Genomic DNA, 21838 nt, shown 5'->3' with positions numbered 1-21838 from the left:
CGTATAATGGAGAAAAATAAGAAGAGGAGAAAAAAGAAGATGGGGAGTCAATCAGCACAGCAAAAAAAAGGGATTATATATGCAGCTGGTGCTTATACGATGTGGGGGATACTGCCGATCTATTGGAAATGGGTTGAGGAAGTTCCAGCAGATGAAATATTAGCACACCGTATCGTTTGGGCGTTCGTTTTTATGTTAATCGTATTAGGTGTTACGAAGAGATTTCGTCAGTTTATTGGGGAGTTCGTGAATCTTTTTAAACGACCTAAATTATTAATGTCATTAACAATAGCTTCAGTTTTGATTAGCGGAAATTGGTTTGTCTACATATGGGCCGTTAATCATAATCATGTAATTGAAGCAAGTCTTGGATATTATATTAATCCGCTTATTAGTATTTTACTTGGTACAGTCGTTTTAAAGGAAAAGTTAAACTTTTGGCAATATGTTGCAGTTGGTTTAGCTGGAGTAGGGGTTATCATTTTAACAATACGTTTTGGATCTATTCCATGGGTTTCGCTATCACTTGCCCTTTCATTTGGATTATACGGATTAACGAAAAAATTGTTAAACTATGATGCGACAATTGGACTTACGATGGAAACAATGTTAGTCACACCGTTTGCGATCATTTATCTCGTTATGACAGGGGCACATGGTTTCGGTTCATTTGGGTCTATTTCAATGATATCGACGTTACTGTTAATAGGAGCAGGTGTCGTTACAGCATTACCACTTTTTTATTTCGCAAAAGGAACACAACTCATTCCGCTTTATATGGTAGGCTTTTTACAATATATTGCGCCAACGATTAGCTTAATTTTAGGTGTATTCGTATTCGGTGAACATTTCACATCTACTCATATGATTGCATTTTTCTGCATATGGGTTGCATTATTTGTATTTTCAATAGCAAAAACAAAGTTTTTAGTGCAGAAACAACCGAAATTTATAAAAAATAAATCAGCAAAAGTATCATAATGCGTAGTATTTTCTACGCATTTTTCTTTATACTGATACTATATAGAATTTCCATTATAGTCAGTGAGGAGCTGAGAACATGGAAACAATTTTACATAATGATCCGCTGATGGCTGCTGTGATTTCGTGGTTTTTAGCACAATTAACGAAAGTAGTCTTTAAATTAGTCAAATCGGGTGAATTTGATTTTGCAAAGTTTTTCGCTTCAGGTGGAATGCCGAGTTCTCATGCTTCAACTGTTACAGCGCTTGCGACAGGTGTTGGAGTTGTGGAAGGCGTGGAAAGTTCCATGTTTGCCGTTGCTGCTATCTTTGCGATAATTGTTATGTATGACGCTTCAGGAGTAAGGCTTGCAGTAAGTAAACAAGCGAAAATATTGAATGAGTTTTTTCACGGTAGACAAACAGAATATAAAAAGTTAAATGAGCTTGTCGGACATACACCGTATGAAGTAGTAGTCGGTGCTTTATTAGGGATTATTGTCGGAGTGGGATATTGCTTATGAGCAGAACATATGATGTGTTCTGCTTTTCTTTGTTTTCATACATATTTAGCTACCTTCTCGAATATCGTTATACGGATTTCGAAAGGATGGGTGAATAACTTGTTACTATATGAAAAAGTGCATGAAGAAATAGCGAGAAGAACAACTGCACTTCAAACGATGCAAAGGCAAGATGGTACGTGGAGGTTTTGTTTTGAAGGAGCACCATTAACAGATTGCCATATGATTTTTTTATTAAAATTATTAGGTAGAGATAAAGAGGTAGAACCGTTTGTAAAAAGGTTAGCATCGCTGCAAACAAATGAAGGCACTTGGAAGTTGCACGAAGATGAAATGGGTGGCAATTTATCAGCTACAATTCAAGCTTATGCTGCTCTACTTGCTTCGAAAAAATATACAAAAGAAGATGTGAATATGAAGCGTGCTGAAATGTTTATAAAGGAACACGGTGGAGTAGCACGTGCTCATTTTATGACGAAGTTTTTATTAGCGATTCATGGAGAATATAAATATCCTCCACTTTTTCATTTGCCAACACCGATTATGTTTCTGCAAAATGATTCCCCCCTTAGTATATTTGAATTAAGTAGCTCAGCACGTATCCATTTAATTCCGATGATGGTTTGTTTAAATAAAAGGTTTCATGTCGGGAAACAGCTATTGCCAAATTTAAGTCATATTGCAGGTGGGGGTGGAGAGTGGTTTCGAGAGGATCGATCTCCGGTCTTTCAAACATTATTAAGTGATGTGAAAAAGATTATATCTTATCCACTTTCTTTACATCATAAAGGATATGAGGAAGTGGAACGTTTTATGAAAGAGCGTATCGATGAGAATGGAACGTTATATAGTTACGCAAGTGCTTCGTTTTATATGATTTATGCTTTACTTGCATTAGGGCATTCTATTCAATCGCCAATTATTCAGAAGGCCATAACAGGGATAACATCTTATATATGTAAGGTGGAAAGAGGGAATCATTTGCAAAACTCTCCGTCAACTGTATGGGATACAGCTTTACTTAGCTATGCATTGCAAGAGGCTCATGTTTCAAAAGAAAGTAAAATGATTCAAAATGCAACAACGTATTTAATGAAAAAACAGCATATGAAGAAAGTCGATTGGAGTGTACATGCGCCGGCGCTGACTCCGGGCGGTTGGGGTTTTTCGGATGTGAATACGACAGTTCCAGATATTGATGATACAACTGCTGCGTTAAGAGCATTGGCGCGAAGTAGAGGGAACAGAAATGTGGATGATACTTGGAGGAAAGGGATTAATTGGGTTACAGGATTACAAAATAATGATGGTGGATGGGGAGCTTTTGAAAAAGGGGTAACGAGCCGTATATTAGCAAATTTACCAATCGAGAATGCAAGTGATATGATAACGGATCCTTCGACACCAGATATTACAGGGAGAGTGTTAGAGTTTTTCGGGACATACACGCAGAATGAATTGCCCGAGAAACAAAAACAAAGTGCGGTAAGCTGGTTAATGAATATGCAGGAGGAAAATGGATCATGGTATGGGAAATGGGGTATTTGTTATATATATGGTACGTGGGCTGTTATGACTGGATTGCGGGCACTAGGAATTCCTTCTGTCCACACTTCATTGAAGCAAGCAGCTTTATGGCTTGAACATATACAGCATGAAGATGGTGGATGGGGAGAATCTTGCCAAAGTAGCGTGGAGAGAAGATTTGTTACTTTGCCATTTAGTACCCCATCCCAAACGGCATGGGCGTTAGATGCCCTCATTTCTTACTATGATAATGAAACACCAGCTATTCGAAAAGGTATTTCATATTTGCTTACGAATCCTAATGGAAATGAAAAATATCCTACTGGAACAGGTTTACCAGGTGGTTTTTATATTCGTTATCATAGCTATGCCCATATATATCCGTTACTTACTTTGGCACATTATAAAAAAAAATATAGAAAATAAACCGAGAGATATCTCTCGGTTTATTTTGTTGGGTAGTAGGTCCCTGTTGAAAAGAATAAGGTTATGATTTACCTTATTTTTCTGTTGACTGGTGTTTTTGACGTGCATCAGCGGCATCTGCACGTGCGTTTGCTTCTAAGTCATTGTGGTCAGCGAGTTCACGAGAGAACTCGACATCAATGCCATCAGCAACTTTGTTTTGTTTGAAATTTTTTTTGTTCATTCGACACAATCTCCTTGTGTTTTTATGTGACGTTGCAAAGTTAGTTTGACACAAATAGACTTTTTTATACAAAGAGGATTTGGAAAGTAAAAAGCCGAAATATACAGTATAAGTAATAGAAATGGGGGATAGGGATGGAGTTTCTAAATGGGAAAACAGCTGTTATAACAGGTGGTGCGCAAGGGATAGGAAAAGAAATTGCAAAGGTTTTTGGAAAACTAGGGGCTAAAGTATTAATAAGTGATGTGAATGAAGAAAAGTTACAAGAAACGACAAATGAATTAGTAGCAGAAGGATATGAAGTGAAGCAATATCGTTGTGATGTGAGTAATCAAAATGATGCGAAATCATTAATTGAATACGCTGTCCAAACATTTGGTGCACTACATATTTTAGTAAATAATGCAGGAATTACGCGAGACGCTATGTTACATAAAATGGAGAAACCAGCATGGGAACAAGTGTTACAAGTAAACTTAACAGGTGTGTTTTATTGTATGCAACCAGCTCTTCTATATATGAGACGACAAGAGTATGGAAGGATTATTAACATTTCTTCTATTAGTAGAGAGGGAAATATTGGGCAGGCAAATTATGCGGCAACGAAAGCTGGAGTTGTCGGTTTAACGAAAACAGCAGCGAAAGAAGTTGGAAGCTTTGGTATTACTTGTAATGCGATTTGTCCAGGGTTTATGGATACAGATATGACAAAAACGATACCGGATAAAGTGAAAGAAAAGATGGTTGGAGCTATTCCAGTTGGTAGAATTGGAACGCCAGAAGATATTGCGAACGCAGCGGCCTTTTTAGCATCAGAATATGCATCCTATATTACAGGAGAAGTATTAAATGTGAGCGGAGGACTGCAAGTTTAAAGGAATACATAATGAAAGGAACCTGACCGAGTGGGTCAGGTTCTTTCGATTTAATTTAAATTTAACCAAACGCTCTTCACTTCTGTATAGTTATTTAATGCGTAAGATCCCATTTCGCGACCAAGACCAGATTGTTTAAATCCTCCAAATGGAGATGCTGCATCAAAGACGTTATAACAGTTTACCCATACTGTACCTGCACGTACTTTACTGGCAACATAGTGTGCTGTTTTAACATTTTCTGTCCATACACCAGCTGCTAAGCCGAATTGTGATTTATTCGCACGTTCAATTACTTCATCAATATCATTAAACGGTAATGCCGAAATAACTGGACCGAAAATTTCTTCTTTTGCGATTGTCATTTCATCATTTACATCAGCGAATACTGTAGGAGAAACGAAGTAACCTTGATCGAATGGATTACTTCCTCCGCAAAGTACTTCAGCACCCTCTTCAATTCCTTTTTCAATATAGCCCATTACACGTTTTTGTTGTTCTTCAGAAACGAGAGGACCGATTGTTGTTTCTGGATTAAGGCCTGCACCTTGATTTAATTTTTTAGAATAAAGGACGAGGTCGGCCATGACATTATCATACATTTTCTTCGGAATAAATAGGCGTGATCCAGCACAGCACACTTGTCCTTGGTTGAACATAACACCAGAAAGTGCAGCCGGAATTGCACGAGATAAATCAGCATCTGGTAAGATGATATTTGGTGACTTACCGCCAAGCTCTAGTGTAACTCGTTTTAATGACTCAGAAGCTTGTCTCATAATTTGTTTACCGACTGGAGTAGAACCGGTAAATGCAATTTTATCAACGAGTGGATGATTAACGAGAGCTTGTCCAGCTGATTCACCGAATCCAGGAACGATATTAATAACACCTTTCGGGAATCCAGCTTCTTCAATTAATTCAGCTAAGTATAAAGCAGATAGTGGAGTTTGTTCTGCAGGTTTTAGAACGATTGTACATCCTGTAGCAAGCGCTGCTCCCATTTTCCACATTGCCATAAGAAGTGGGAAGTTCCAAGGAATAATTTGACCGACGACACCAACAGCTTCATGGCGAGTATAGTTAAAGTAATTACCAGAAACAGGAATGGTTTGACCAACGATTTTCGTAGCCCAGCCAGCGTAATAGCGCATATGCTCAATTGCAAGTGGTACGTCTGCTGCCATTGTTTCACGGATTGGCTTTCCGTTATCTAAAGTTTCGAGCTGCGCAAGCTCTTCTTTATGTTCTTCCATTAAGTCAGCCAACTTGTACATAAGACGGCTTCGCTCAGCAGTGCTCATACGAGACCAAGGACCTTCATCGAAAGCCATACGAGCTGCAACTACAGCTTTATGAATATCTTCGCGACCAGCCTCAGAAACGACAGCAAGTGTTTCGCCAGTTGCAGGATTAGGTGTTTTAAACGTTTTACCGGAAGCGCTTTCGATGAAAGCTCCATTTACATATAACTTTTTCGTACCTTGAAGAAACTTTTCTACCTTTTCATGAAGATTTACAGCTAGTTGACTCATTGTATAACCCCCTTGAAAATATAATGTAAACGCAGTACGAGACGGCGTTTATTCCGAAATCAAGGATGTGGGAACTAGATGGAAAGCCTCTAATTAAAATCATAATTAACAAATACTGAAAATTCAAATTTCATTTATGTTACAATTGTAAAAAATATGTAATGTAAGAGAATCTTCTATATGATTATAAAAAATCCTGCTTGTTTTTGCTTTCTAGTAGGAAAAACTAGAAGAACAATGGTACAATAATACATCGTGAGAGGAGGGAGAAAATGAAGAATTATCATGATGATCCACGCTTTCGAATCGCCCATAGAGAAGCGTTAATTGGTCTTGGACTTGCTATTATCAATTTTATCATATGGTACGGATTTGCTTATGGGCTTGGCAGTAAAAATCCAAGTGAATATACATACGTATTAGGTTTTCCGGCATGGTTTTTTTATAGCTGTATCGTTGGATTTGTCGTTATGGTTATTTTGCTTAGTTTAGTTGTTCGTTTTGTATTTCAAGATATTTCACTCGATGAGGAAGAAAAAAGTGAGGAATAATAGATGAATTGGTATGTAATCATTCCAATGATAATTTCGTTTATCGTTGTATTTTTAATTGGTGTATATGCTTCAAGGCGTGTACAAGCGACTGCTCACAATAAATTTTTACAAGAATATTTTCTTGGTGGGCGTGAGCTTGGTGGTTTATTATTAGCGATGACAATGATTGCTACGTACGGTAGTGCAAGTAGTTTTATTGGTGGACCTGGTATTGCTTACAATATGGGGCTTGGATGGGTACTATTATCTGCGATTCAAGTTGTAACAGGGTATATCGTTTTAACGGTTATCGGTAAAAAGTTTGCGATTATCGCAAGGAAGATGGAAGCAATTACGCTCATTGATTATTTAAAGGGAAGATACAATAATAAAGCAGTCGTTATTCTTTCTGCGTTATGTATTATAGTCTTTTTATTTTCAGCAACAGTAGCGCAGTGGGTCGGCGGTGGACGATTAATTGAATCGTTAACGGGTCTATCTTATACAACAGCACTATTTTTATTTACTTTTTCTGTACTTGTTTACGTATTAATTGGTGGATTTCGTGCAGTTGCTTTATCAGATACGTTATTAGGGATTATTATGCTAGTTGGAACAACAATCATTTTAATTGCTACTGTCATTGCTGGTGGTGGAGTTGAAAAGATTATGCAGGAACTTGTTCAAATTAATCCGAATTTAATTACACCGTTCGGGGCAGATGGTAGTTTAACGAAATCATATGTTACATCGTTTTGGATTTTAATTGGAATTGGCGTTGTTGGTTTACCGCAAATTAGCGTGCGTGCAATGTCTTATAAAAATTCAAAAGCGATGCACCAAGCGTTAATAATTGGAACGATTGTTGTGGGGACAATTATGATTGGTATGCATTTAACTGGGGTGTTTGCACGAGTTGTACTGCCAGGCGTTACAGTGCCTGATAAAGTTATGCCATTATTAGCAATGGAAGTGTTACCACCTTGGTTAGCAGGAGTCTTTTTAGCTGCACCAATGGCAGCGATTATGTCTACAGTAAACTCGTTATTGTTACTTGTAAGTTCGTCGATTATTAAAGATATATACGTCAATTACATAAATAAAGATGCGGCAGACAGTACGATAAAAAAAGGAAGTCTATGGATTACTGGTATCGTGGGTCTGCTCGTTTATGCTGCGGCGATTAAACCGCCAGACTTTTTAATATGGTTAAATTTATTTTCTTTCGGTGGATTAGAAGCAGCTTTCATTTGGCCGATTGTATTAGGGTTATATTGGAGGAAAGGAAATGCAACTGGAGCACTTGCTTCCATTTTAGTTGGGGTAAGCTCATACATGTGTATTCATCTTTTCTATCCAAATCCGTTCGGTATACATACAGTTGTCTTTCCAATTTGCTTTGCATTTATCGCTTACATAATTGGAAGTATGATTGCTGTGAAAAAAACAGTATAGGTAAGAAGAACGTAGTCCTTAAAGGACTGCGTTTTTTCGTATAAATTTGTTCTTTTTCATTCTGTATGCCAATGGCTATTCATAAATTAATAACAATTGAGAGGATGGAGTTGAGGTCTATGAAAAAAATATTGTTTTTAGGAGACCCAGGAATTGACGACTCTTTAGCAATTATGTATGGATTGTTGCATCCTGATATTGATATTGTTGGAGTAGTAACGGGATATGGGAATGTAACGCAAGAAAAGGCGACGAGTAATGCTGCGTATTTGTTGCAAATGGCGGGGCGGGAAGATATACCTGTTATTAATGGTGCGAAAATTCCTTTATCTGGAGATTTTGTGACGTATTATCCGGAGATTCACGGTGCAGATGGATTAGGACCAATTAAACCTCCAAAAGCTTTTTCACCAAATATAAAGCCTTTTTGTGCATTTTTCGATATTCTTGAAAAGTATAAAGGAGAATTAATCATCGTTGATGCTGGCAGATCAACGACACTAGCGACAGCATTTATTTTAGAAAAGCCGATGATGAAGTATGTGAAAGAATATTATATAATGGGCGGCTCTTTCTTAATGCCAGGCAATGTGACACCAGTTGCAGAGGCAAATTTTCATGGCGATCCCATTGCGTCACATCTAGTTATGCAAAATGCTAAAAATGTGACATTAGTGCCACTTAACGTTACATCTGAAGCTATTATTACGCCAGAGATGGTAAAATATATTACGAAACACTCTAAAACGAGTTTTAGTAAATTAATTGAGCCGATTTTTACGTATTATTATAAAGCTTATAAAAAGTTAAATCCGAAAATAACAGGAAGTCCAGTTCATGACGTCGTTACAATGATGGTCGCGGTGAATCCATCCCTTTTAGATTATGTGTATCGCCGGGTTGATATAGATACAGTTGGAATTGCAAAAGGAGAAAGTATTGCAGATTTTCGTCCTCAACCTGACTCAAAAGCATTGAAAAATTGGGTGCGAATTGGTTGGTCATTACATTATAAAAAATTTCTCGAAGACTTCGTGAAAATTATGACGTAGACATAATAGGAGTATACAAGTTAAAATAATGGAGATGATTGCTAAAATAATCATCTCCATTATTTTTTGAAAGATAAATAGAGAAGAGTTACACAATAGGAGAGGAATTTTACTTGAAAAAAACTATAGTATGCGCAGTGATTGTGGGTATTTTCGTTTTGCTAATATCGGGTAACTTTTTAGTGAAAAAAGTATGGAGTTCAAATAATGATGATGCGCAGTATATAGCATCCTTTATTGAAGAGCATAAAGATGAAAAAAATAGTGCACTTTTAGTAAAGAGAAATGATAAAGTCGTTTATTCTGTAAATCCAAATATTGTATTGCCAGTTGCCAGTACGATGAAGTTAATTGTAGCGCTTGAATATACGAAACAAGTTACAGAAGGGAAAATTGACCCGTCTAGTTTCGTTTCGATTAATGATGTGAATCGTTATTATGTACCGAATACAGATGGTGGCGCACAAGATAGATGGCAAAGTTATTTGCAAAAAAAAGGAAAGATAACTGAAGGCGCAGTTTCTTTAGAAGAAGTTGCAAAAGGAATGGTTAAGTTCAGTTCAAATGCAAATACTGAGTACTTAATGGAAGTGTTAGGATTAGATAACATTAATCGAAATTTACAAAGTTTATCGCTTCCTGCACACCAACCACTATTTCCTATTGTTTCATCTTTATACATTCCGGGATATTTGCATAAAGAATTACATGTTCCAAAATATAAAGTAGAGAAAAAGTTAAAAGAAATGTCTCAAGAGCAATATCGTGAGTATGCGATGATTATTCATGAGCGTTTAAAAAAGAAAGGGCCATTATTACAGAAGGAAATTCCTCTTTATTTAGAGGAACGTTACGACAAAATTTGGTCAGATAGATTGCCAGCTGCTTCCGCAAATGATTATATGGTATTGCTTCAAAAGGCAAATCATAAAGGGGGCCTAACAGAAGCAGAAGAAAAAGTGTGGGCGGATATCGTTGAAACGGATATGAGTGCCAAGAAATATCGTAAAACATTCAGACACGCGGGACAAAAGAATGGTTATACACCGTGGACAGTTACAAAAGCAGTTTATGCTATGGATAAACGCGGGAACTGTACAGAAATTGTATTTTTAGCAAATAATTTAAATGAAGACGACAGTGTAGAAATACGTAAACATTTAGCAAATTTACATTTTCAAGTGTTGCAAAGTGATGCGTATGATGCGACTTTTATTAAATAAACTCAGTGCTTTAAGCACCGAGTTTATTTTTATGTACAAGCACTTTTTTGCCATCCCTGGGTATGATGGGTAGTAATACTTAGGTGAAAGGGGAAAAGGTGATGAAACAGAGTAAAGAAGAATTTATAAAGAGTGAAGGCGCTGATTTCCCTGGAAAAACATATGTGAATTGCGTATTACAACATGTATTTGATTTTCAACATAATTACTTATTGAAAGATATGTTTCAAGTGCATAAAGCGCATATTATGATGTTAATGGAAGAAAGGTTAATGAAAAAGGAAGAAGCGAAAGTTATATTAGACGCACTTAAAAAGGTAGAAGGAATGCCAAAAGATCAATTGCTATATACGGAGCAACATGAAGATCTCTTTTTTTTAGTGGAACATTTAATTGCTCAAGAAGCGAAGTGCGATTTTGTAAGCAATATGCATATCGGTAGAAGTAGAAATGATATGGGTGTAACGATGTATCGCATGAGCTTAAGACGATATGTATTACGATTAATGGAACATCATTTATTATTACAAGAAAGTGTACTGCAACTTGCCGATGATCATAAGGAAACGATAATGCCAGCTTATACACATACACAACCAGCGCAGCCGACAACATTTGGTCATTATACTTTAGCAATTTATGATACGATGCAAAGAGATTTAGAACGAATGAAAAGAACGTATCAGCTTTTAAATCAGTCCCCAATGGGAGCCGCCGCCCTTTCTACAACAAGTTTTCCGATTAAACGAGAACGAGTTGCTCATTTACTTGGATTTACAAATGTAATTGAGAACGCATATGATGCTGTTGCTGGAGCGGATTATTTATTAGAAGTTAGCTCATTACTTATGGTAATGATGACGAATACGAGTAGATGGATTCATGATTTCTTATTATTAGCGACGAAAGAATATGATGGTATTACTGTCGCTAGGCCATATGTACAAATTAGTAGTATTATGCCGCAAAAACGAAATCCAGTTTCAATTGAACATGCGCGTGCAATTACGAGTAGTGCTTTAGGAGAAGCATTTACTGTATTTCAAATGATTCATAATACACCATTTGGTGATATTGTCGATACGGAAGATGATTTGCAGCCTTATTTATATAAAGGAATTGAAAAGGCTATTCGTGTATTTTGTATTATGAATGCAGTCATTCGAACGATGAAAGTAGAAGAGGAAACGTTAAAAAGTCGTTCGTATAAACATGCGATTACGATAACAGATTTCGCAGATATTTTAACAAAAAACTATGAAATTCCATTTCGGCATGCTCATCATGCAGCAAGTACTATTGCAAATATGTCGTTGGATCAGAAAAAGGAGCTTCATGAATTACCTTTCGAAGAAGTAAATCTGTACTTACAAGAAAATTTGAAAGTACATTTATTAGAAGAAGAGTGGAAAGAAATTATATCACCAGAAGCTTTTATTCAAAAAAGAAATGTATATGGTGGACCGAACAAAAAAGAGATGGAACGAATGATTCAAAAGCGTAAAGAGTCATTTCAAAATGAAGAAGGGATATTTGAAAAGGAAAAACAGAGAATATTGCGAGCTGAACATGATTTGAACACATTTGTTTCGAATATTATTGAATCGTAAAAGAAGGATTTAATGAATTAATCGCCAATACTTAATAAAAAATATAAATAGAGAGAAGAGATTGTCGATGATTCAATTACAAGCATATGAAGAGATTCTTCGCTTTAAAGAGGATGTTACACCATTTTTAGAAAAGAATGAACAGGAAAATAATTTAATGTTAGGTGTATTACAAGATGCTACAGAAGCGATATTTATGTGTGTAGCGAAACAAGGAGAAGAAATTGTAGTTGTATTTCTTCAAACAGTGGAGCAGAAACAAATGATTGTCGCTACGTCTGAAATTGCGGAAGAGGACATCGTGGAACTTGCAAAGAAATTAACGAAAGTATATCCAGATATTCCTGGATTCATCGGTAATCAGAAAATTGTACAGAAATTAGCGGAAGAGATTGCGATATTAGAAAATAAGAGAACTAATGTTGTAATGGAGCAAGGGGTATATGAGCTGAAACAAGTAAAGAAGAAGCGGAACGGAGAAGGGGTTTTTCGAGAAGTAAGTAGTGATGAGCTAACATTAATAGAACAGTGGATACATCAATTCTGCAAAGACGTGAAGCTTCCTACTACGAAAGAAGAAGCGAAACAAACCGCACATACATTAATCGCTAATAATCGTCTATTTGGTTTGGAAGTGGACGGGAAACTAGTTTCTGTAGCTGCAAAAACGAGACCAACTAAAAATAATATAACAGTCAATTTCGTATATACGCCGAAAGAAGCAAGGAAAAAAGGGTATGCGTCCAATTGCGTAGCGGCACTTAGTCAACGTATGTTAGATGAAGGATACAAAACGACTACCCTGTATACCGATCTAGCGAATCCGACATCTAATAAAATTTATCAAGAAATTGGTTATGAGCAAATTATGGAATCTGTTCTCATATTTTTAGAGGAATAGAATGAAAAGGCGTGCTATTTTAGCACGCCTTTTCACTATTCATCAATTCTAATAACCTCACCTTGCGGGAAGTCCTCGGTTTCTAGTAAATTACGAATAGCTTTCGCAACATATTCAGGTGATAATAGCTTTCCTTCTTCTTTTAATGTGATGAAGCGGTCTAAATGTGTGAAGTCTTCTTTATTTGTTTCACGAATTTGTGCTTGCATATTTGTATCAACAACACCAGGTGCAAAAGCGACGATTTTTACTGGATATTCTTTTTTCTCTTCTTCAGTCGCTACGCACTGTGTAAACATATTTACACCAGCTTTCGTTGTACAATAAGCACCCCAACCAAAATAAGGATTTTTTCCTGCGCCAGATGAAATGTTTATAACACGTTTATCTACTTTCCACTCTTTCGTATGTTTCATGAAAGTAGATGTAAGAATCATTGGTGCAAGTAAATTAATTTGAACGTTCGTAATGAAAAGTTCGCTTTCGGCTTTTTCAATTGGTTTCATTGGTGCAAGTGTACCTGCATTATTTATTAAATGAATCGATGATACAGTATCTTCTTTAATAGATGAAATGATTTTGTTAAAGTTGGTTTCTAAATTATGTACATCTTGAAGATCTAAGGAATGGAAAATGCAATTGCTGTTATATTGCTCTGCGAGTTTAGTAAGCTCTTTATTTTCTCTTCTTGATATAGAGATGATGCTCGTGTTTTCTTCTAACATTTGCGCGGCGATGGCCGCACCTAAACCTTGTGAAGTTCCTGTTATGATAACGTAGCGCATAATTTTATAAACTCCTCTCGTATGTGCGGAATTTTGTTGGACAACGTACATTGTATAGTTTGTCTACATTTTATAGTATAGAGCACTTTTTACTATAAATGAAATGAGATGATTGTGTGCCTTTTATGAATCGCTTTACAACAACAGTAACTGGTGCCGTCACGTTCACCGGGAATACGTTGGGACTTAGCCCTACATCGCCTGCACCAGGTAATAATTTTGGTACACTTGCTGTATTTACAACAGTAAATACGTCATTACAAGTACCAGGATTCCCAGCAGGGACAACGGATGACTGGCCATTGAATTCTTCAAGTGCAATTTTATATCTTCCGGCAGGGAGTAGTGTTTTGTATGCAGAGTTAGTTTGGGCTGGTACTTACCGGACCGATACTGAAGATGTTTCAGCGTTTTTAAATGATAATATTACATTTACAACACCGGCAGGAACGTTTGCTGTTACGCCAGATCCTGCTACTGCACAGCAAGGCTCAGTAGGAAAACAGTTTTATTATGCTCGCTCTGCTAATGTAACGAATCTTGTTAGTGCAGGTGGGGCAGGCACATATACAACGGGTGCCGTGCCAGCTGCAAGAACTTCTGCTGATCCAACAATCAGTCGTGCAGCTGGTTGGACACTTGAGGTTGTTTATCAAAATGCAAGTTTACCACTTCGGAATTTGTCAGTGTATGCAGGTCAAGAAATTATCGATGCTTCATCACCTCCAGTTGATGCTACTATTTCAGGTTTTGCTACGCCAGCTACAGGAGCTGTTACGGGAAGGGTACTTGTAACAGCCCAAGAAGGTGATTCTAACATTGCTGGAGATCAGCTTCGTTTTGGACCGAATGCAAACGCTACAGTTGCTTTATTCGGCCCAAGAAACCCTGCAAATAATTTCTTTCAGTCACAAATTTGTAATGATATTGGGGAGTTAGATACAAGCGGCACATTTGGAGATTTAAATCAGCCATTAGGGATAGCTTTGGCTGTTCGGAGACAAGGGTGGGATATTACAAATGTAGATGCCTCTTCATCATTAGTAAACAATCAAACGTCAGCAACTGTTCGCTTCGTTACAAATGGTGATGGTTATGCGGCGGTTGGTTTTGGTGTTCAAATTGATGCGACGGGGCCAATTATAAATCCTGTTAAATCAGTTGATAAAACAGTTGCAGGTATAGGGGATACTCTCACCTATACAATTGCTGTTCCGAATACAGGAACAGGAAGTGCAGAAAACGTTGTATTACAAGATAGTATTCCGAATGGAACAACATTTATAGCTGGTAGTGTAACAGTAGGTGGAGTAACACAACCGAGTGCGAATCCAGCTAATGGAATTAATTTAGGAACGATACCAAATAATGCTCAAAGAATTGTTACATTTCAAGTAAGAATTACATCGTTTCCGAATCCAAATCCTATTTCAAATCATGCAATGGTGTCGTACCAATTCCGTCCTTTTGTCGGAAGTCCTCCTATCGCGAGTACAGCTTCTTCAAATACAGTACAGACGACCGTAAATCGCGCAAATCTAAGTTTGCAAAAAGCTGTAGATTTACAGACGGCAACACTTAATGATGTATTAACGTACACAGTTAATATTACGAACAACGGGAATGTCACTGCAAATAATGTTATTTTTGTTGATAGTATACCTGCTGGAACAACATTTGTAGCAAATAGTGTTACGGTAAATGGAGTAGCGCGTCCTGGGGCAAATCCATCAAGTAGTATTAATCTTGGAAGTATTAATGCTTCGCAAACGACTGTAGTGCGCTTTCAAGTTCGAGTGACATCGAATCCTCTTGTAAATCCAATTCCGAACCGTGCAAGTGCGACATTTAACTTTATTCCAGTGCCTGGTCAACAACCAGTTTCAGGTCAAGCGACAAGTAATACTGTATTTACTACAATTAATATAGCTGATATAAGAACGAGAAAAACAGTGGATAAAGCTTTTGCGACTGTTAACGATGTTCTTACGTACACCGTTACAATTGAAAATACAGGAAATGTTGTTGCGACGAACGTTATTTTTCAAGATCCAATCCCAATTGGAACGACTTTTATCGCAAATAGTGTAATTGTAGATGGAGTTTCGCAACCCGGAGCAAATCCGGCAACTGGGTTTGCAGTTGCTAATATCTCTCCAGGTGGGAATAGGACGGTTACATTTCAAGTACGAGTCACATCTACGCCATCGGGAGGTACGATTGCGAATTGCGGAAATGTATCTGCTAATTTCGTTGTTAATCCGAATCAGCCGCCAGTAACGATTAATAGACAAACGAATACAGTGGTGACACAAATTAATACAGGCGGTTTAAACGTAATAAAAGAAGTGAATACAACGCAAGCGGCCGTAGGGGATACTTTAACATACACAATTGCCGTCCAAAATACAGGAAATGTTCCGTTAACAAATGTGTTTTTTCAAGACTCTATTTCTTCCGCTGTTTCTTTCGTTGCAAATTCTGTAACAATTAATGGAACACCGCAAAGTGGACTAAATCCGAATACAGGATTTTCTCTTCCGAATATTCCTGCTGCTCAAACAATTATAGTCACATTTGAAGTAATAATTACGCAGGATCCAGAAAATGAAGATATTTTAAATCGTGCAAACGTATCAGCAAGTTTTCAAGTGAATCCGAGCGAACCACCAGTAACAATCAGTGTTCCGAGTAACCTTGTGAATACAACGGTACAATCAGGGAACTTTGAAGTTGTGAAATCAGTGAATACTGGTGTTGCAACTGTGGGGGATGTTTTAGTTTATACAATCGAAATCATAAATGCAGGTAGTGTAGCAGCTACAAATGTATTTTTCCAAGATTCAATTCCGCAAGGGACATTATTTATTGAAAATAGTGTATTGGTTAATGGTGTTTTACAAGAAGGGGCAGATCCAGAACTTGGATTTCCATTAAATGATTTACCTACGGGTGCGAGTGTAATTGTTACGTTTGAAGTATTAATTGATGAAATTCCGCAAGGGAATAATGTTGTAAACAGTGCGAATGTTACTGGAGATTTTCTTGTAAATCCAACAGAGCCACCAGTTACCGTAACAGTGCCAAGTAATACTGTTATGACGGTCGTAAATTCAGCAGGATTAAATGTGGTGAAAAGTGTAAATGCAAGTGAAGCAGGTAAGGGAGATACACTAACATATACAGTTACTATACAAAATAGCGGCACGGTAGTAGCAACGAATGTTTCATTTCTCGATCCGATACCAGCTGGAACAACATTTATCGCAAATAGTGTAACAATAAATGGAACACCGCGACTGGGTTTAGATCCGACCGCTGGATTTCCCCTTGCTAATATTCCAGTAGGAGGAATGGTAACAGTCACTTTTCAAGTGTCAATCACAAGTGTGCCAACGAATAGAGCACTTCCGAATAATGCAAATGTAACCGCTGACTTTCAAGTAAGTCCTTTGCAGCCACCAATTACAATTGTAACGATTAGTAATATCGTTGTGACACGAGTGAATGTAGGATCAATTAATGTAATAAAGAGTGTAAATACACCACAAGCAGGTATAGGAGATACGTTAACGTATACGATTCTCATTCAAAATACAGGAACTGTACCCGCAACAAATATTGTTTTTCGAGATCCAATCCCATCTGGAGCTACATTTGTAGCGAACAGTGTAACGATAAATGGAGTTGTTCAGCAAGGTGCGGACCCTATGGCAGGTTTCTCAGTGCCAAATATTCCAGTCGGGCAAACCGCTACAATTACGTTTCAAGCTACAGTGACGAGTGTTCCAAGTGGAGGGAATATAAGAAATCAATCGAATGTTACTGCAAGTTTCCTTATAAATCCGGCAGGACCTCCTATAACGACTGTTACGAATAGTAATTTTGTAGTGACACAAGTAAATACAGCAAGACTAACTATACAAAAATCTTCATCTGTACAACAAGCGGCACTTGGAGAAACTTACACGTATTCAGTCGTTATACGAAATACAGGTACAGTTGCAGCGACAAATATTTCTTTCGTTGACACAATTGCTCCAGAAACAACATTTGTAGTAAATAGTGTAACGATAAATGGAACACCTCAGCCGGGATTTAATCCGAATGCTGGTTTCTCACTTCCTAATATTGCAGCCGGAACATCATTGACAGTAATGTTCCAAGTGACAGTTGTTGCACCATCAACGCTTGGGGCAGTTTTAAACACAGCGTCTGCTACAGCTACTTTCTTATTAAATCCTTTACACCCCCCTGTAACAACGACAAATTCAAGTAATACGACGGTAGTTACGATACCGTTACCACCTCCGGGTGAAGTAACAGCAACAAAAACTGTAAATGTTGCTGCTGGAGCTGTTGGAGATGTATTAACGTATACCGTGCTAATAACGAATGTAGGAATTATACCTGTTACAGATGTACTCTTCCAAGATGTCATTCCAGAAGGAACGACATTTGTAGCAAATAGTGTAACGATAGGTGGAATACAGCAACTTGGTTTAAATCCTGAAATAGGATTTACAGTTACTCCGTTATTAAATGCTGGTGGAAGTATTAAGGTAACATTCCAAGTGACGATTACAGAGATTCCAGATAATGAAGTCATATTAAACGATGCTGACGTTACATTTACTTCACAACCAAATCCGCAGGAACCACCTATTACGCAAACGATATTAACAAATTTAGTCGTTACGACGATTAATATAGCGTCTATTTTCCCATTAAAACTAGTAGATAAAGAGGCAGCAACGGTTGGAGAAATATTAACCTACGATGTACTAATTTTTAACTTTGGAACAGTGCCGGCAACGAATGTTCAATTTCTTGATTCTAGTACGAGTGGTGTAGCATTTGTTCCAGGAAGTGTGAGTATAAACGGAATACCAGAACCTGGATTAGATCCGTTCATAGGCTTTACAGTTCCAGATATACCTGTAGGTGATTTTGCACTTGTCACATACCAAGAAATGGTAATGAGCATACCTCAAGGTGGAACAGTTGTTAACTTTGTGGACGTTACGGCTACATTTGCTGTAAGTGAAACGGGGCTACCTATTACGGAAACGACGACAAGTAACACGACATTAACAGAAATAAATGAATCTGGTTTGAATGTTTTAAAATCAGTAAGTCAACCAATCGTTGCAGTAGGCGATACAATCACATATACAACAGTAGTTCAAAATACAGGGACAGTGACAGCGACGAATGTTCAATATAGTGATGTATTACCTTCCTCTATAACATTCGTACCGAACAGTGTAACGATAGGTGGTGTGTTACAACCTGGGTTCAATCCTAATAATGGATTCCCGCTTCCAGATATAAATCCAGGGGGAAATGTAGAAGTCGCATTCCAAGTAACTGTTGTCAGCGTTCCATCAAACGGAACAATTGTTAATACGGCGAATGTTACTGGAAGCTTTATAGTAGTACCAGGAGAACCACCAGTTATAGTAAATCAGCCAAGTAATACAACACTCACAACTGTAAATAGAGGACGCTTTAATGTTATTAAGCAAGTAAATAGAGCCGCTACCCTCGTTGGAGATGTATTAACGTATATGATACAAATAACGAATACAGGAACAGTTACAGCTAACAATGTTCAGTTTATTGATACGATTTCAGTAGGAGCGTCATTTGAACCAAATAGTGTAACGGTAAATGGAGTTTCGCAACCAAACTTAAATCCGATTACTGGATTTGGAGTTGGAGATATACTCGTTGGTGAAACCGTTATAGTGACGTTTCAAGCGACAGTTACAACCATCCCGCCATCAGGAACAATTACGAACGTTGCAAATATAACAGGAAGTTTTACTTTAGTGCCAGGAGAACCACCAGTTATAGTAAATCAGCCAAGTAATACGACAATAACGAGGGTGAATAGAGGGCGCTTCAATATAATAAAAACAGTAAATAAACAAGCAACGCGATTAGGAGATACGTTAACGTATAGTGTGCAAGTCACAAATACGGGAACGGTAACAGCGACCAATGTTCAGTTTATTGACGTTCCATCGCCTGGTTTAGAATTCGTTCCAGGAAGTATACAGATAAATGGGATTCCGCAAGTAGGTTTAGATCCTTTTGTAGGTTTTTCATTACCGGATCTTGCAGTAGGTGATAGCGTATTAATTACATTTGAAGTAGATGTAATTGCAATACCACCTTCTAATAGTATTATGAATTCGGCGAGTGTAACTGGTGATTTTGTATTGATTCCAGGAGAACCTCCGTTTACAATTACGAATTCAAGTAATACGACAGTCACACCAGTAAATAGAGGCAGTTTAGATATGCTGAAAGAAGTAGATCATTCAATTGTTGGAGTAGGGGAAACGGTAACGTATACTGTTCGTATATTAAATACTGGTACTGCTGATGCAATGAATGTTCAATTTATCGATGTGTTATCTCCGGAAGCCGTTTTTGTACCGAATAGTGTAACGGTTAATGGAGTTCCGCAGCCGGGGGGAAATCCACAGGTCGGATTTACGATACCAGACATTCCAGTCGGTGAGACGGTGATTGTAACATATGAAGCTACAATTACAAGTTTTCCAGATGGTGGTACAGTAGTAAACGTTGCTGGGGCATCAGCAGAATATATTTTAGTACCAGGGGAACCGCCAGTTCCAGTGATGGACACGAGTAATACAGTTATTGTAACGGTAAATACTGCAATCTTATTTGTTGCAAAAGGGGCAAACTTTGAAGTAGCAATGGTAGGAGATGTTGTCACTTACGGAATTGCTGTTATAAATGATAGTACAGTTCCTGTGACCAATATTGTGTTAACAGATATCATTGATCCGAATACGCTATTTATAAATGGCACAGTAACAGTAAATGATGTACCTCTTCCGTTTGCCAATCCGAATACTGGTATTCCGTTAGGTGATTTTCAGCCAAATGATGCGGCAATTATTAATTTCCAAGTTGTAATAACGGGCGGGCAAATAAATAATTTAGTTACAAATACTGCTACAGCGAATGGGCTTGCAACTGTAAATCCGAATGAGCCGCCAGTAGTAGTTGAAGGTGATAGTAATACAGTTGTTATCCCGTTTATTCCTCAAAATGTCTCAACGACAGTCGTAAAAACGGCAAATCTTCAAACAGCAACAATTGGAGATGTCATTACGTTTACGACAGTCATTACAAATACGGGTGATACTGTAATGCAAAATATTCGTTTTCAAGATATGTTAGATAGTAGTGTTCGATTTGTTCCTGGAAGTGTAACGGTTGATAATACGCCAGTGCCAAATGTAAGCCCGGCAGCAGGATTTCTTATAGGAAGTTTAAATCCCGGTGAAGCACGGACAGTTTCGTTCCAAGTAGTAGTTGAGAGCGCGCCAAGTGGTTCAGGGAATTATATTAATCAAGCGAGTATTCGCTTTGAGCATCAAGTAGGCACAGTGTTGCCACCTGTTACACAAATAACAGAAAGTAATATTGTTGTCATTCCATTCGTCCCAACGATAGAACAAATTTGTGAAACAAACTTTAATTGTTTAGATAAAATTCCACTTCAATGTTCTCCATGCAATCACTTGAAAATAAATAAAAAATAAATACAAAAAGAGCATCCTGTAAGAAAGAATAGGATGCTCTTTTTAATTTCATATTTATGTAGATTCTTTGTCAGGCGAATCAAAAAATGTATTGATTTTGTCGGAGAGGAGATATGGAATGGCAATTTTTATAACAGAGAGTTCCCAGTCCCATCATGCGAGTTTTTCTAGTTTTTCAATAATTTCTGATGGGAAACGATAACGAACTAGTTTTGCAGGATTTCCAGCTACAATTGCAAATGGAGGTACGTCTTTTGTAACAACACTTCTTGCACCAATAATGGCACCGTTACCAATTGTAACACCAGATAAAATACAGGACTGATAACCAATCCATACATCATTGCCGATTAGGATATCACCTTTTGAAGAAGGGTGGCCAGTAATGTGTGCTCCTTCATCGAAAAGAGCATTAAATGGATAAGTCGTTATCCAATCTGCGCGATGTTCACCGCCAAGTATGAAAACGACTTCTTCTCCCAATGAACAAAACTTACCTATTTTTAATTTCGTTTCATCATTCCAAGAAAAAATAGTTGTGCCGACTTTACTGTAAGTATAATCACCGATATCATATTTACTATATTCAGGTTTTTGATTTAAATATAACATAACAAT

Annotated in this window: 14 protein-coding genes and 1 pseudogene; 11 read left to right on the top strand and 4 right to left on the bottom strand. The window is 37.5% G+C overall.

Annotation, left to right across the window (positions count from 1 at the left end):
* The first annotated feature begins 39 nt into the window (after positions 1-39).
* The 3 genes from rarD (at position 40) to ACQKNR_RS00290 (ending at position 3439) form a co-directional block, all read left to right on the top strand.
* Positions 40-981: an EamA family transporter RarD gene (rarD, locus tag ACQKNR_RS00300; RefSeq protein WP_427314529.1), complete on the top strand. Its 942-nt coding sequence runs from the start codon at positions 40-42 to the stop codon at positions 979-981.
* Positions 982-1060: 79 nt separating this feature from the next.
* Positions 1061-1486 carry a divergent PAP2 family protein gene (locus ACQKNR_RS00295; RefSeq protein ID WP_193412145.1) on the top strand — a complete coding sequence of 142 codons (426 nt, stop codon included), beginning with the start codon at positions 1061-1063 and terminating at the stop codon, positions 1484-1486.
* Between the two features lie 99 nt (positions 1487-1585).
* Complete coding sequence (locus ACQKNR_RS00290; RefSeq protein WP_427314527.1) at positions 1586-3439, top strand: terpene cyclase/mutase family protein; 1854 nt, start codon at positions 1586-1588, stop codon at positions 3437-3439.
* A 73-nt stretch (positions 3440-3512) separates the two neighbouring features.
* Here the strand turns inward: ACQKNR_RS00290 and ACQKNR_RS00285 are convergent, their stop codons facing one another.
* Positions 3513-3662: a YfhD family protein gene (locus ACQKNR_RS00285; protein ID WP_427314525.1), complete on the bottom strand. Its 150-nt coding sequence runs from the start codon at positions 3660-3662 to the stop codon at positions 3513-3515.
* A gap of 134 nt (positions 3663-3796) precedes the next feature.
* Here ACQKNR_RS00285 and fabG point away from each other — a divergent pair, with 134 nt between their 5' ends.
* The gene (gene fabG / locus ACQKNR_RS00280; RefSeq protein ID WP_427314523.1) at positions 3797-4537 is read left to right on the top strand and encodes a 3-oxoacyl-ACP reductase FabG; all 741 of its coding nucleotides are present in this window, start codon (positions 3797-3799) and stop codon (positions 4535-4537) included.
* A gap of 50 nt (positions 4538-4587) precedes the next feature.
* On the opposite strand, the gene dhaS is transcribed toward fabG, so the two are convergent.
* Positions 4588-6072: an aldehyde dehydrogenase DhaS gene (gene dhaS, locus ACQKNR_RS00275; RefSeq protein ID WP_427314521.1), complete on the bottom strand. Its 1485-nt coding sequence runs from the start codon at positions 6070-6072 to the stop codon at positions 4588-4590.
* A gap of 272 nt (positions 6073-6344) precedes the next feature.
* On the opposite strand from dhaS, the gene ACQKNR_RS00270 reads away from it, so the two are divergent.
* The 6 genes from ACQKNR_RS00270 (at position 6345) to ACQKNR_RS00245 (ending at position 12846) form a co-directional block, all read left to right on the top strand.
* Positions 6345-6623, top strand: a complete 279-nt coding sequence (locus tag ACQKNR_RS00270) for a YhdT family protein (protein ID WP_427314520.1) — start codon at positions 6345-6347, stop codon at positions 6621-6623.
* A gap of 3 nt (positions 6624-6626) precedes the next feature.
* Positions 6627-8060 carry a sodium/pantothenate symporter gene (panF, locus tag ACQKNR_RS00265; protein WP_427314518.1) on the top strand — a complete coding sequence of 478 codons (1434 nt, stop codon included), beginning with the start codon at positions 6627-6629 and terminating at the stop codon, positions 8058-8060.
* Between the two features lie 119 nt (positions 8061-8179).
* Positions 8180-9112 (top strand): nucleoside hydrolase, encoded by a 933-nt coding sequence (locus ACQKNR_RS00260; protein WP_427314516.1) that lies wholly within the window; start codon positions 8180-8182, stop codon positions 9110-9112.
* Between the two features lie 113 nt (positions 9113-9225).
* Complete coding sequence (locus tag ACQKNR_RS00255; protein WP_427314515.1) at positions 9226-10335, top strand: serine hydrolase; 1110 nt, start codon at positions 9226-9228, stop codon at positions 10333-10335.
* A 101-nt stretch (positions 10336-10436) separates the two neighbouring features.
* Complete coding sequence (gene argH / locus ACQKNR_RS00250; RefSeq protein WP_427314513.1) at positions 10437-11945, top strand: argininosuccinate lyase; 1509 nt, start codon at positions 10437-10439, stop codon at positions 11943-11945.
* Positions 11946-12006: 61 nt separating this feature from the next.
* Positions 12007-12846, top strand: coding sequence for a GNAT family N-acetyltransferase (locus tag ACQKNR_RS00245; RefSeq protein WP_427314511.1), 840 nt, complete (start codon positions 12007-12009; stop codon positions 12844-12846).
* 35 nt (positions 12847-12881) lie between these two features.
* Here the strand turns inward: ACQKNR_RS00245 and ACQKNR_RS00240 are convergent, their stop codons facing one another.
* Entirely contained in the window at positions 12882-13631 is a 750-nt protein-coding gene (locus ACQKNR_RS00240) for a (S)-benzoin forming benzil reductase (RefSeq protein ID WP_427314509.1), read from the bottom strand.
* A 116-nt stretch (positions 13632-13747) separates the two neighbouring features.
* Here ACQKNR_RS00240 and ACQKNR_RS00235 point away from each other — a divergent pair, with 116 nt between their 5' ends.
* Positions 13748-21220, top strand: a complete 7473-nt coding sequence (locus tag ACQKNR_RS00235) for a DUF7507 domain-containing protein (protein WP_427314508.1) — start codon at positions 13748-13750, stop codon at positions 21218-21220.
* A gap of 54 nt (positions 21221-21274) precedes the next feature.
* Here the strand turns inward: ACQKNR_RS00235 and ACQKNR_RS00230 are convergent.
* Positions 21275-21832 (bottom strand): annotated as a pseudogene (locus ACQKNR_RS00230) (CatB-related O-acetyltransferase).
* Positions 21833-21838: the final 6 nt, after the last annotated feature.

Source organism: Bacillus sp. NPDC094077, assembly GCF_050279465.1.
GTDB lineage: Bacteria > Bacillota > Bacilli > Bacillales > Bacillaceae_G > Bacillus_A.
This window is presented reverse-complemented; position numbering and strand designations above follow the sequence as displayed.

What these genes read in the sequence shown, in the direction of transcription:
- rarD (WP_427314529.1), top strand. Translation starts at nt 40, where the DNA reads ATGGGGAGTCAATCAGCACAGCAAAAAAAAGGGATTATATATGCAGCT.
- ACQKNR_RS00260 (WP_427314516.1), top strand. Translation starts at nt 8,180, where the DNA reads ATGAAAAAAATATTGTTTTTAGGAGACCCAGGAATTGACGACTCTTTA.
- ACQKNR_RS00270 (WP_427314520.1), top strand. Translation starts at nt 6,345, where the DNA reads ATGAAGAATTATCATGATGATCCACGCTTTCGAATCGCCCATAGAGAA.
- dhaS (WP_427314521.1), bottom strand. Translation starts at nt 6,072, where the DNA reads ATGAGTCAACTAGCTGTAAATCTTCATGAAAAGGTAGAAAAGTTTCTT.
- ACQKNR_RS00240 (WP_427314509.1), bottom strand. Translation starts at nt 13,631, where the DNA reads ATGCGCTACGTTATCATAACAGGAACTTCACAAGGTTTAGGTGCGGCC.
- fabG (WP_427314523.1), top strand. Translation starts at nt 3,797, where the DNA reads ATGGAGTTTCTAAATGGGAAAACAGCTGTTATAACAGGTGGTGCGCAA.
- ACQKNR_RS00295 (WP_193412145.1), top strand. Translation starts at nt 1,061, where the DNA reads ATGGAAACAATTTTACATAATGATCCGCTGATGGCTGCTGTGATTTCG.
- ACQKNR_RS00285 (WP_427314525.1), bottom strand. Translation starts at nt 3,662, where the DNA reads ATGAACAAAAAAAATTTCAAACAAAACAAAGTTGCTGATGGCATTGAT.
- argH (WP_427314513.1), top strand. Translation starts at nt 10,437, where the DNA reads ATGAAACAGAGTAAAGAAGAATTTATAAAGAGTGAAGGCGCTGATTTC.
- panF (WP_427314518.1), top strand. Translation starts at nt 6,627, where the DNA reads ATGAATTGGTATGTAATCATTCCAATGATAATTTCGTTTATCGTTGTA.